Raw genomic sequence first — 11,777 nt, 5'->3', positions numbered from 1 at the left:
CCACAACATACCGCCGCAGCTTCGGATGCGTCGCCAGGGCTTGCTTTACCGACTCGTCAACCTGGACCCAGTCAATTTCGCCGCTGCGCAGAAAGAACTTAGCCTGGTAGCCCTCCACCCGCCTATCAGCTGTTGTCCAATAGGCCTCGACGCCGCCATCCCCGCCGGCGCCGTCGACCCGCCTAAACGTCGCGCCAACTTCCGGTTGCTCAAGCGAACCTAGCTGACAGACAAGTTCCTCAAATGACGACCTCTGGCCTTGCTGAACTGGGTTAATTCTGGAGAAATCAAGCATTTAGGTGAGATCTTCGAAAGTCGCGACCAGCTAGAAAGTCGCGACCAGCTAACGGGGTCAGGTTCACTTACCGCTCGCCCTGGATGGTGGGGCCGACTGAGGCGCGACTAGTTCAGCACCGCACGAGCTGGCGCCAATTCGCTCTGCATCCGCCCCGGATCCCTCGCATCCACCACCGCCAACCGCCGCTGCAGCTCTTCGTCGCTCAGCGCGCCCTCCTTGTGCAGCCACTTGAACCGCCCGCGCAGCTGCTCGGGCGTATCGTTCTCGGGCATGAAGTCGTACTCGCGCAGGAACTGGGCGGCGCGGCGGGATTCGATCTCGCCGATGATGCGCTTGCCTTCGTCGCCGTCGATGACGAGCAGGTTGCCCTTGTCGCTCGGCAGGATCGTGAAGCCGGTGGCGCGCACGCGGTAGACGCCGTAGCAGCCGGCGCCGATGAATAGCCACAGCGAGGGGTCGAGCTGGCCCTTGTTGAACCAGGCCAGGCCGGTGGTGACGACGCCGAGCGCGAGCCACAGCAAGCCGACGTTGCGCAGCCATTCGTTGCGCTCGACCAGCGTCTGGCGGTCGCGGGTGATGTCGGTGTACTGCACCGAGAACGAGCGGCTGCCGGAGCCGTCTTCCCATGAGTACTGCAGCTCGTCCTCGCCGAAGACGTAGCGAATGCGGTTGGAGGTGCGCTTTTGCTTGATTTCCATAACAGCTCCCCAGCTGTCCATGTCCAGATGCGCACGCTAATGGAAGGGCGCGGTGGCGGCAAACGCGATCGACGCGATTTTGGGGCCCGGAAACGCGAAACGCCCGCGTAGGCGGGCGCTTCGAGAAAAATTCCGGGTGGCTCGGTCGCGTTTAGCCGCGCCGGTGCCGGCTAAAGGCGGAAGCGATTGGCGTAGCGCGCCGGTGCGCGCACGGGCCATTGCGGGCACAGCGCTTCGACGACGTCCATGAGCTCACTCCAGGCCTCAAGCGGTTCGCGGTTGTGCGCGGGCACGAACTGTATGCCGCCGTCACGCAGCAGCACAGGCTCGGGCGCGCGGGCGGCGCCGTCACTCACGGGCCTGCTCCAGCAGCTGGGTCAGCAATTCGTCGCGCTCGAACAGGCGGAAGTAGCCGGCGATCTCGTCGAGATCGAGCGCATCGGGGGCGTGCGCAGCAGCGCGCGGATGTCCTCGAGGTCGCGCGCGCGCGCGGGGTCGTTGACGTAGCCCTGCAGCTTGAACGCGACTAGGCCCTCGGCGGTGATCACGCGCAGCCGGCCCATCGGCGTGTCGCGGGACTCGGCCTCGTTGAGCAGGCGCCTCGCGATCGGACGGTGCGCGTACAGCAGGTCCAACCCCTCGTCGCCGCGCACGTAGTTCGCGGCGTCCTCGCTGCGGTGGATGCAGCGGTAGCCGAGACCGAGCAATGCCGCGTGGACGCGGTCGGCGTCGTCGGCATCGACGAGGAAGTCCACGTCCTGTGTCGCGCGCACCACCCGATGCGCAGCGAGCGCGAGGCCGCCGATCAGCGCCGGCGAAACGTCCTCGGCCGCGAATGCGGCGAGCGCCTGCCGGATCTGGTCGATGAGCCTCGACACGACTTACATGTTGCGGCGGTACTCGCCGCCGACGTCGTAGAGCGCATGACTGATCTGCCCCAGCGAGTGCGTCTTCACCGCCTCCATCAGGCTGGCAAACACATTCTTCCGCTCCCGCGCCGCCGCCTGCAGCGGTTTGAGGCCGTCGCCCGCGAACGCGTTGCGGTTGCCTTGGTAGGTGGCCACATTCTCGATCTGCTGCCCCTTTTCCTCCGGCGTGGAGCGGATGAGCTCGATCTCGGTGACGATGTCGCCGCCGTGGTCCTTGGGCAGGTAGGTGTTGACGCCGATCAGCGGCAGACTGCCGTCGTGCTTCTTGTGCTCGTAGTAGAGCGACTCTTCCTGGATCTTGCCGCGCTGGTACATGGTGTCCATGGCACCGAGCACGCCGCCGCGCTCGCTGATGGCCTCGAACTCCTTGTAGACGGCCTCTTCGACGATGTCGGTGAGCTTGTCGACGATGAAGCTGCCCTGCCAGGGGTTCTCGTTGAAATTAAGCCCCAGCTCCTTGTTGATGATCATCTGGATCGCGACCGCGCGGCGCACGCTCTCTTCGGTCGGCGTGGTGATCGCCTCGTCGTAGGCGTTGGTGTGCAGGCTGTTGCAGTTGTCGAACAGTGCGTACAGCGCCTGCAGCGTGGTGCGGATGTCGTTGAACTGGATCTCCTGCGCGTGCAGGGACCGGCCGCTGGTCTGGATGTGGTACTTCATCATCTGGCTGCGCGCGGACGCACCGTAGCGCTCGCGCATGGCGCGGGCCCAGATGCGGCGGGCGACGCGGCCGATGACGGTGTACTCCGGGTCCATGCCGTTGGAGAAGAAGAACGACAGGTTGGGCGCGAAGTCGTCGATCTTCATGCCGCGCGCGAGGTAGTACTCGACGATCGTGAAGCCGTTGCTCAGCGTAAAGGCGAGCTGGCTGATCGGGTTCGCGCCGGCTTCGGCGATGTGATACCCGCTGATCGACACCGAGTAGAAGTTGCGGACGTTGTGGTCCACGAAGAACTGCTGGATGTCGCCCATCATGCGCAGGGCGAACTCGGTGCTGAAGATGCAGGTGTTCTGGGCCTGGTCTTCTTTCAGGATGTCGGCCTGCACCGTGCCGCGCACGGTGGCGAGCGTCTCGGCGCGGATTTTTTCGTAGACCTCGCGCTCGACCACCTGATCACCGGTGACGCCGAGCAGGCCGAGGCCGAGTCCGTCGTTCGTCTCGGGCAGCATGCCGCTGTACATCGGCCGCTCGCGGCCTTCGAACATCTTGTCCATGACTTCGCGCGCGGCGTCCCAGCGGGCCTGGTCGGCGCGCAGGTACTTCTCGACCTGCTGGTCGATCGCGGTGTTCATGAACATCGCGAGGATCATCGGCGCAGGTCCGTTGATCGTCATCGACACCGAGGTGGTGGGCGCGCACAGGTCGAAGCCGGAGTACAGCTTCTTCATGTCGTCGAGCGTGGCGATGTTGACGCCCGAGTTGCCGATCTTGCCGTAGATGTCCGGGCGCGGCGCCGGGTCTTCGCCGTAGAGCGTGACCGAGTCGAACGCGGTGGACAGGCGCGCGGCCGGCTGGCCGACCGAGAGGTAATGGAAGCGGCGATTGGTGCGCTCGGGCGTGCCCTCGCCCGCGAACATGCGGATCGGGTCCTCGCCGGTGCGGCGGTACGGGTACACGCCGCCGGTGTACGGGTAGTAGCCCGGCAGGTTTTCTTTCTGCAGGAAGGTCAGCAGGTCGCCCCAACCCTTGTAGGTGGGCGCGGCGATCTTCGGGATCTTCTGGTGGCTCAGCGACTCGCGGTAGTTTTCGACGCGGATGACCTTGTCGCGAACTTTGTACTCGTTGACCTCGTCGGTGATCGACTTCAGGCGCGCGGGCCACTCACGCAGCAGCTTGAGCGCTTCGGACGTGAGCGACTGCACGGCGTCGTTGTAGCGCTGGCGCAACGTGAGCAGCGTTTTGTCGCCGCCGCCGGTCAGGGCCTCGGCCGGGTACAGGTCGAGCGCCTTCGGCAGCGCCTCGTCCTCCAGTGCCTCCAGCGCCTGCCAGCAGCTCTGCGCGCGGTCGGCGATCTCGGCCTGGGTCTCGATCTGGCGGTTGATGCTGCGGCCCTGCTCGGCGATCTCGGCGAGGTAGCGCACCCGGCTGCCCGGGATCAGCACCGTCGCGCGCGGCTCCTTGAGCGAGGTATCGATCTCGGGCGTCCACTTCTCGGCCGGCAGGCCGAGCTTCTCGCGCAGCAGGCGGCAGAGGTTTGAGAACATCCAGCTGATGCCGGGGTCGTTGAACTGGCTCGCGATCGTCGGGTAGACCGGGACGTCCTCGTCCTTGGTCTGGAACGCGACGCGGTTGCGCTTCCACTGCTTGCGCACGTCGCGCAGCGCGTCCTCGGCGCCACGCTTGTCGAACTTGTTGAGCACGACGAGCTCGGCGAAGTCGAGCATGTCGATCTTCTCGAGCTGGCTCGGCGCGCCGAAGTCGCTGGTCATCACGTACATCGGGAAATCGACGAGGTCGACGATCTCCGAGTCGGACTGGCCGATGCCGGCGGTCTCGACGATGACGAGGTCGTAGCCCAGACCCTTGAGGAAGCCGATCGAATCCTTGAGCACGGCGTTCGTCGCCGCGTGCTGGCGGCGCGTGGCCATCGAGCGCATGTACACGCGCTTGGAGCGCAGCGAGTTCATGCGGATGCGGTCTCCGAGCAGCGCGCCGCCGCTGCGGCGGCGGGTCGGGTCGACCGAGATCACCGCGATGCGTATCTCGGGGAAGCTGGCGAGGAAGCGGTTGAGCAGCTCGTCGGTGACCGACGACTTGCCCGCGCCGCCGGTGCCGGTGATGCCGATGACCGGGGTCTTGCCGCCTGCGAGCTGCCACTGCTTGCGCGCGTGCGCGAGCTGGCCTTCGTCAAGCAGGCCTTCCTCGATCGCCGAGAGCATCTTGCCGATCGTGATCTCGTCATCGATGTCAGCCGCCTTGTCCGGCGTGACGTCGGCCTGGCGACCTTCGCTCGCGCGGCGGATCACGTCCTCGATCATCGCGACGAGGCCCATGTGCATGCCGTCGTTCGGGTGGTAGATGCGCTCGACGCCGTAGTCCTGCAGCTCGCGGATCTCCTCGGGCGTGATCGTGCCGCCGCCGCCGCCGAACACGCGGATGTGGCCGGCGCCGCGCTCGCGCAGCATGTCGACCATGTACTTGAAGTACTCGACGTGGCCGCCCTGGTAGGACGACAGCGCGATGCCGTCGGCGTCTTCCTGCAGCGCGGCGCGCACGACGTCCTCGACCGAGCGGTTGTGGCCGAGGTGGATGACTTCGGCGCCCTGCCCCTGAATCAGGCGGCGCATGATGTTGATTGCCGCGTCGTGCCCGTCGAACAGGCTGGCGGCGGTGACGAAGCGCAGCGGCGTGGCGGCCTCGGGCTGCGGCGACTGGGCTTCAGGCAAATTGCTGGCAGGCGTGCTCACGGGCGGCCTCGGATCGACAATCGGGATGGCCCGATTGTAGCGCGGGCAACTTCAACGGCTTATGCACTGGATCGGGCGCCCCGGGGAGCCTGCTGGTATGAGCGCGAGGGGCGGATCGAGGCACCGTGCGGGACTCTTGCCTGTTCAGCCGCTGGGCGCGGAACGGCGGGGCCGGGGTCAGGTGCCGCCCTCGGGTGCGCTGACGCCGGCAGCCGCGGTTCGAGGGCCGCGGCGTAGCTTGGGGACACGGCGGCAGCGCGCCGCCGCGTCCGACCGGTCTCAGCGGTTGATCATTTCCCGGTGCATCGGCGCCAGCACCGCCAGCAGCTTGTTCTGCGAGCGGAACGGCACGCCCTTGCGGTCCATCGCGACCTGCAGGTCCTCGACCAGCGCATTGAAATCCGCGCGATCGATTTTCAGGCCGGCATGCGCCGACTTCATGTCGCGCCCGGTGTACGTGCAGCCGCCGCCGAGGATGGCGCAGAACTGCTCGACGAGCTGGCGTTTGACGCGCGGCTGGTCCGTGTTCTCGAAGAACGGGCGCATGCGCGGGTCGGCCAGCATGACGACCATGAACTCGTCCATCAGCGCAGTCAGGCCGGCCTCGCCGCCGAAGTCCTCGAAGACACCCTTGAGCTCGGGGTGCACCGGCGCCGGGTTGGGCGCGGTCGGGTCCTGCTGCGCTGGGGCAGCCGTCTGTGCGGCAGCACTGAACGTGAGGCCGAGCGAAAGCGCGGCGGCCAATATGGATCGGTAGAAGTTCATCTGTGTGTTCCCCCGTGTTTCAGAAGCCGACCTGCAGCGACGCGTAGACGCCGCGCTGCTTGTCCGCGATAACGATATTGCCGAGGTCGACATAGGCGACCGTCAGCGAGACGTGCTTGACCGGCGCCCAGGCGACGAACACGTCGAACGCGTCGTCTTCGACGGCGATGTTGAGGTTGTCGGGCTTGGTTCGGTATTCGGCGCCGATGGCGAGGTTGCGCGTCACCAGATAGGCGGCCGACGCCTCGAACTGCGCTTCGTAGCCGTCGTGCTTGTCGCCGCCAAAGCCGAGGATGCCGAACTGGTTCGCCTCGGTGAAACGCACGGTGCCGTTGAGCAGCAGGCTCTGGCTCAGAAACAGCTTGGTCGCGCTGATGTAAACGTCGACCCCGCTGTCGTCCTTTGCGCCGATTGCCGCCAGCAGTGCGCCCTGATCGTTGCGCTTGTACTGCGCACCAATCGCGATCTGCGGCAGCATCGAGTCCTGCTCGAGCACCGCATCGCCGGCAACCTTGACCTTCACGCCGAACACGTCCTGTTTGATCGTGAAGCCTCGCCCGAGGCCGAGCGCAGCGCCGACGTTCTCGGTGTCGAACTCGTTGCGCGCGACGCTCAGCTCGACGCGATCGTAGAAGCCCACCAGCGCGCCGTAGCTGTCGAGGCTGTAGTCGTCGACGTCGACGCGGGTGAAGTACGCATTCCCACCGATCTGGTTGCGAGTGCCGTAGCCGCCGATCACGGCCCATGGCGTCAGGCCACCACCAGCCGCGCCTTCCACCTGCGTCACGCCGCCGGTGAGCAGCAGTTTTCCGCTGGTGCCGTTGCGGTCGTCGATCGTCTCTTCGGCCGGGGCCTCGAGCGACGACAGATCCTGCGCCGGCGCGCTCAATGCGAGCAGCGCCAGCGACACCCCGAGCGCCAGTTGCAGGCGCGGCATTCGATACGGCAAAACCTGGTTCAAGTTCGTTCTCCCCTGTGCGATGTCCGACGTGCCTTGCGCACCGTCATCGCGCTATACGGCTGGGCCGATGCAGCGGATGCGCCAGCCGATGCGCAACGCGCTGTTGACCTGCATCGGCAAAGCGCGCGTGTGACGCGGTGCGGCATCTGCGCTTAGCTGCGCAGGCTGACCATGAGCCGGTTGAACGCCGATGCGAGCGGCACCATCGCACCCGCCTCGCCCTCCGGAAACTGCAGCCGGTAATCACCGCCGCTGGCACGATCGAGACGCGTGGCGACTTCCTCCGCAGGCTGCAGCACGAAGCGCCACAGCGACCAGGCTGCTGCGGCAAGCGCGGTCAGTAGAGCCGCGCCGAGCAACAGCCAGGGCACGGTCAGCGCACCTGCGAGGGCCGCGCGCGGCGCATCGGGCGCAACCACGATCAGTTGAGCAACGCTGGAATCGAGCAGCGGGAAACGCAGCACGGGCCGTTTGGCGCCGGCGATGCGGGCGGACGCAGCAGTCGACAGGCTGGCCTTGGTAGCAGCATCAAGCGAAGTCGTTCCAAGCGTCGAGGCGACCGGGTGCGGGCTGCCGGTCTTCTTGAGGATCACGTCGGTACCGGTCGCCGACGCGATCGATTGTGCAAAGCGCAGGTCGACCGGGCTCGCGACGAGCAGGAAGCCTTCGCTGACCCCCACGGCGGCGAGCGGCAGCACAGCGGTGTGCGCCAGACCCTCGCCCTGCACGCGGATGCCGGTCGAAGCCGTGAGTCCGGCACGCGCGCGTTCGAACACAGGGTCGCCCTGCAGCGTGCCCGAGGGCGCGAGGTCGGCGGTCGCGGCAATGATGCGACCGTTACGGTCCAGGACGGCCGACGCGGAGTGGCCCAGTTGGTTCTGGCGTTCGCGCAGCAGGTCGGCGATCGATGTCGTGTCGACCGGCATGCCCGGCAGTGCGCCGCCCATCGCCTGCTCGACGTAGCCCGCGAACGCGGGGTCATCGGCCACCTGTTCCGCACGCATGCGCAGGGCATCGCGGTGCTGGGTCTCGACCACGCGTTGCGCCGCACGGACCTGCTCGCTCAGTTGCGCGTCGTGGGCAGACAGCACCCGGGCGCGTTGCCACATCAGCATTGCAGCCAGCAGGCCGATCAGCAGCAGGCCGGCGGCCACGCACACGGTAAGAAAACGTTTCGCACTCATTGTCCGATCCTCACTGGTAACTGGCGATGCGCGGTCGGCTCGCGACCAGCGTGCGGATGACGGGCGCGGCCACGGGGCCATCGACCGCGACGGCCTGCGCGCTTGCGCGGGGATGCCAGATCACCAGCGTGCCCTTGCCCTCAGGCAGGCCCGACAGCTTGAAGCTGCCGTCGGCCGCGGCGCGGGTGTAGTGCGGCGTTTCCAGAACGAGCACGTTCGCGCGCATCCCGCGGTGCACGTTGCAGCCGACGACGACGAGCCCGGCACGGTCGAAGCGCTGCGAGCGTGTTTCGCCGGGTCGATACATGCCGAGATCGAACGCCGACCCCGGCGTCGACGAGAACACGTTGTGGATGATGACGTCGCGGTTCGGGAAGCTCACCGTGCTGCCGACCGGCACGACCAGCAGGTTCGGATCGAAGCCCTTGGTATAGGTGGCCGCGGTGAAACGTTCGGGAGATGGCTTGTCGGCACCCGCGGCCGGCAGGAAGTAGACGACCGTCTGCGAGACTTCGCCCTGCAGCACGTCCTGGCGCGGCCCCGCGGCCAGGGCGATTCGCCCGCTGATCTCGGCGCTGGCCTCGCGGACCGGGGCCGTTTCGCGCTTCCGGATCGTGGCGCGCTCCGTGCGGGCGCGCTTGCGGACTTCCTGCTGCCGCGGCTCATCGGTTGGATGATCCGGGTGCATTCCCGCCTTCGCAATTACGGGCGTCGTGTGCAGCCCCGCGGCCATGCCACATGCAAGCACGCATGCGCCAACAATGTTTTTCATCGTCATCCCCTGTCGTCGATCGAGCCCGCCGGAAACGCCGGCGACTGCTGGACAGCGGCTGATACGCGCGACGGTGGCGGATGGATGCACGGGGCCCGCCGCGATGATTGCAACCGCGACGGCGATTACTCGGCGCGCGCCCTGCACGCACGCCAGCTGACTTAATCGAAGGCAGGCGCGCGTGCAGCGCGCTGTGCCGACACTGGCGTATGCGGACTCGAGTGCCGGCCCCGTCGTGGCCGCGTCACGGGCCCTGCAATCGTTTGCATTAGAATGTCGGCCCTGCGCCAGGCGCCCTCGGGCCCCATGCAGAGGCGAATCCTTTCCGATTCAACGAGTTACTAACTTAGCCGGCGTGGTGGCCCGTGCGACCGCCTGCCGACGCGGAGCACCGGATGATTTTCGAAACCCTCGACACCTTCGGCCACGAGCAGGTCGTGTTCTGCCACAACAAGGACGCAGGCCTGAAGGCCATCATCGCGATCCACAACACGGTGCTCGGCCCCGCGCTCGGCGGTACGCGCATGTGGCCGTACAAGACCGAGGCCGACGCGCTCAATGACGTGCTACGGCTGTCGCGCGGCATGACGTACAAGAACGCGGTCGCGGGCCTGAACATCGGCGGCGGCAAGGCGGTGATCATCGGTGACCCGGCGACGGACAAGTCCGAGGCCCTGTTCCGTGCGTTCGGCCAGTTCGTCGAGTCGCTCGGCGGCCGCTACATCACGGCCGAGGACGTCGGCATCGACGTCAACGACATGGAATACGTCTACCGCGAGACCGAGTACGTCACCGGCGTGCACCAGGTCCACGGCGGCTCGGGCGACCCGTCGCCGTTCACTGCGTACGGCACGCTGCAGGGCCTGATGGCCTCGCTGAGCAAGCGCTTCGGCGATGAGGAAGTCGGCAAGTACTCCTACTCGGTGCAGGGTCTCGGCCACGTCGGCATGGAGTTCGTGAAGCTGCTCAAGGAGCGCGGCGCGAAGATCTTCGTCACCGACATCAACAAGGGCCTCGTCGACAAGGCCGTGTCCGAGTACGGCGCCGAAGCCGTGGGCCTGGACGAGATCTATGACGTGCCGACCGACATCTACTCGCCGTGCGCGCTGGGCGGCACCGTCAACGAGCAGACGCTCCCGCGCCTCAAGGCGAAGATCATCTGCGGCGCGGCCAACAACCAGCTCGCCAACAACGCGATCGGCGACGAAGTGGCCAAGCGCGGCATCCTGTATGCGCCGGACTACGCGGTGAACGCGGGCGGCGTGATGAACGTGGCGCTGGAACTCGACGGCTACAACCGTGAGCGCGCCATGCGCATGATGCGCACGATCTACCACAACGTCGGCCGCATCTTCGAGATCTCCGAGCGCGACGGCATCCCTACCTACAAGGCCGCCGACCGCCTTGCCGAGGAGCGCATCGCCGCGATCGGCAAGCTGAAGCTGCCGCTGGGCCGCTCGGTGCCGCGTTTCCAGGGCCGCATCCGCGGCGGCCACTGAGCCGCAATTCGTACGTTGTAGCGACGGGGCCTAGTGCCCCGTCGTCATTTCCGCCTTCCAGAGCACCACGTGGCTGCTGCCACCCCGTCCAGGAGTTCCAATGCGTCCTTTCCCGTTGGGTGAAGAAATCGATGCGCTGCGCGATGCCGTGCGCCGCTTTGCCGAGGCCGAGATCGCCCCGATTGCCGAACGGGTGGACCACGAGAACGCGTTCCCGCAGGAGCTGTGGCCGAAGCTCGGCGAGATGGGGCTGCTGGGTCTGACGATCCCGGGCGAGTACGGCGGCAGCGAGATGGGCTATCTCGCGCACCTGGTTGCGATGGAGGAGATTTCGCGGGCGTCGGGCTCGATCGGCCTGAGCTACGGCGCGCATTCCAACCTGTGCGTCAGCAACCTTTATGCGAACGGTAACGAGGCGCAGCGGCAGAAGTACCTGCCGAAACTGTGCACCGGCGAGTTCAAGGGTGCACTTGCGATGAGCGAGCCGGGCGCGGGCTCCGACGTTGTCGGCTCGATGAGCTGCCGCGCAGAACTGCGCGACGGCGTCTGGGTCGCGAACGGCAACAAAATGTGGATCACGAACGGCCCGGAAGCCGACGTGCTGATCGTCTACATGCGCACCGCCGGCAAGGAAGCGGGCAGCAAGTGCATGACCGCGTTCCTGGTCGAGAAAGGCATGAAGGGCTTTTCGACCGCGCAGAAGCTCGACAAGCTCGGCATGCGCGGGTCGAACACCTGCGAGCTCGTGTTCGAGAACTGCGAGATCCCGCAGGAAAACGTGCTTGGCGAAGTGCATAACGGCGTCAAGGTGTTGATGAGCGGGCTCAACACGGAGCGTCTGGTGCTGTCGGGCGGACCGATCGGCCTGATGCAGGCTTCCATGGACATCGCCCTGCCCTACGTGCGCGAGCGTAAGCAGTTCGACACGCCGATCGGCTGCTTCGAATTGATGCAGGCGAAGATCGCCGACATGTACACCTCGCTGCAGTCGGCACGCGCATTTGCGTACCAGGTCGCGCGCGATTACGACGCCGGCCATCGCAGCCGTATCGATGCGGCGTCGTGCCTGCTGCATGCCTCCGAAGGTGCGGTGCAGGTGGCGCTGGAGGCGATCCAGTCGCTGGGCGGCAACGGGTACATCAACGAGTACCCGACCGGCCGCATCCTGCGCGATGCGAAGCTCTACGCGATCGGCGCGGGCACGAATGAGATCCGACGCATGCTGATCGGCCGGGAGCTGTTCAACGGCAACTCCTGATCGGT

The 11,777-nt window shown here is 66.5% G+C and carries 10 protein-coding genes; 2 read left to right on the top strand and 8 right to left on the bottom strand.

Annotation, left to right across the window (positions count from 1 at the left end; translation table 11 throughout):
- Positions 1-402: 402 nt before the first annotated feature.
- The 8 genes from ACFFGH_RS15935 to ACFFGH_RS15900 form a co-directional block, all read right to left on the bottom strand.
- Positions 403-996, bottom strand: a complete 594-nt coding sequence (locus tag ACFFGH_RS15935) for a hypothetical protein (RefSeq protein WP_386669971.1) — start codon at positions 994-996, stop codon at positions 403-405.
- 170 nt (positions 997-1,166) lie between these two features.
- Positions 1,167-1,352, bottom strand: coding sequence for a hypothetical protein (locus ACFFGH_RS15930; protein WP_386669970.1), 186 nt, complete (start codon positions 1,350-1,352; stop codon positions 1,167-1,169).
- Between the two features lie 21 nt (positions 1,353-1,373).
- A complete protein-coding gene (locus ACFFGH_RS15925) occupies positions 1,374-1,874 on the bottom strand; it encodes a nucleotidyltransferase family protein (protein ID WP_386669969.1) in 501 nt (166 codons plus the stop codon).
- 3 nt (positions 1,875-1,877) lie between these two features.
- Positions 1,878-5,333 carry a methylmalonyl-CoA mutase family protein gene (locus ACFFGH_RS15920; protein WP_386669966.1) on the bottom strand — a complete coding sequence of 1,152 codons (3,456 nt, stop codon included), beginning with the start codon at positions 5,331-5,333 and terminating at the stop codon, positions 1,878-1,880.
- A gap of 279 nt (positions 5,334-5,612) precedes the next feature.
- Complete coding sequence (locus ACFFGH_RS15915; RefSeq protein WP_386669964.1) at positions 5,613-6,098, bottom strand: group I truncated hemoglobin; 486 nt, start codon at positions 6,096-6,098, stop codon at positions 5,613-5,615.
- A 19-nt stretch (positions 6,099-6,117) separates the two neighbouring features.
- On the bottom strand, positions 6,118-7,059 hold the full coding sequence (locus ACFFGH_RS15910) for a DUF3034 family protein (protein WP_386669962.1): 942 nt from the start codon (positions 7,057-7,059) through the stop codon (positions 6,118-6,120).
- A gap of 152 nt (positions 7,060-7,211) precedes the next feature.
- Positions 7,212-8,243 carry a hypothetical protein gene (locus ACFFGH_RS15905; protein WP_386669959.1) on the bottom strand — a complete coding sequence of 344 codons (1,032 nt, stop codon included), beginning with the start codon at positions 8,241-8,243 and terminating at the stop codon, positions 7,212-7,214.
- Between the two features lie 10 nt (positions 8,244-8,253).
- Positions 8,254-9,015: a cupredoxin domain-containing protein gene (locus ACFFGH_RS15900; protein ID WP_386669957.1), complete on the bottom strand. Its 762-nt coding sequence runs from the start codon at positions 9,013-9,015 to the stop codon at positions 8,254-8,256.
- 395 nt (positions 9,016-9,410) lie between these two features.
- Between ACFFGH_RS15900 and ACFFGH_RS15895 the strand changes: the two genes are divergently transcribed.
- Both ACFFGH_RS15895 and ACFFGH_RS15890 read left to right on the top strand, forming a co-directional pair.
- Positions 9,411-10,514, top strand: coding sequence for a Glu/Leu/Phe/Val dehydrogenase dimerization domain-containing protein (locus tag ACFFGH_RS15895; RefSeq protein ID WP_386669955.1), 1,104 nt, complete (start codon positions 9,411-9,413; stop codon positions 10,512-10,514).
- Between the two features lie 100 nt (positions 10,515-10,614).
- Positions 10,615-11,772: an isovaleryl-CoA dehydrogenase gene (locus ACFFGH_RS15890; protein ID WP_386669952.1), complete on the top strand. Its 1,158-nt coding sequence runs from the start codon at positions 10,615-10,617 to the stop codon at positions 11,770-11,772.
- Positions 11,773-11,777: the final 5 nt, after the last annotated feature.

This window comes from Lysobacter korlensis (assembly GCF_042434515.1).
Note: the sequence above shows the minus strand (reverse complement) of the source record. Positions and strands in the feature narration are given on the sequence as shown.

Excerpts from the sequence above, each read along its gene's own strand:
- ACFFGH_RS15935 (WP_386669971.1), bottom strand. The coding sequence starts at position 996 with ATGGAAATCAAGCAAAAGCGCACCTCCAACCGCATTCGCTACGTCTTC.
- ACFFGH_RS15915 (WP_386669964.1), bottom strand. The coding sequence starts at position 6,098 with ATGAACTTCTACCGATCCATATTGGCCGCCGCGCTTTCGCTCGGCCTC.
- ACFFGH_RS15905 (WP_386669959.1), bottom strand. The coding sequence starts at position 8,243 with ATGAGTGCGAAACGTTTTCTTACCGTGTGCGTGGCCGCCGGCCTGCTG.
- ACFFGH_RS15900 (WP_386669957.1), bottom strand. The coding sequence starts at position 9,015 with ATGAAAAACATTGTTGGCGCATGCGTGCTTGCATGTGGCATGGCCGCG.
- ACFFGH_RS15895 (WP_386669955.1), top strand. The coding sequence starts at position 9,411 with ATGATTTTCGAAACCCTCGACACCTTCGGCCACGAGCAGGTCGTGTTC.
- ACFFGH_RS15890 (WP_386669952.1), top strand. The coding sequence starts at position 10,615 with ATGCGTCCTTTCCCGTTGGGTGAAGAAATCGATGCGCTGCGCGATGCC.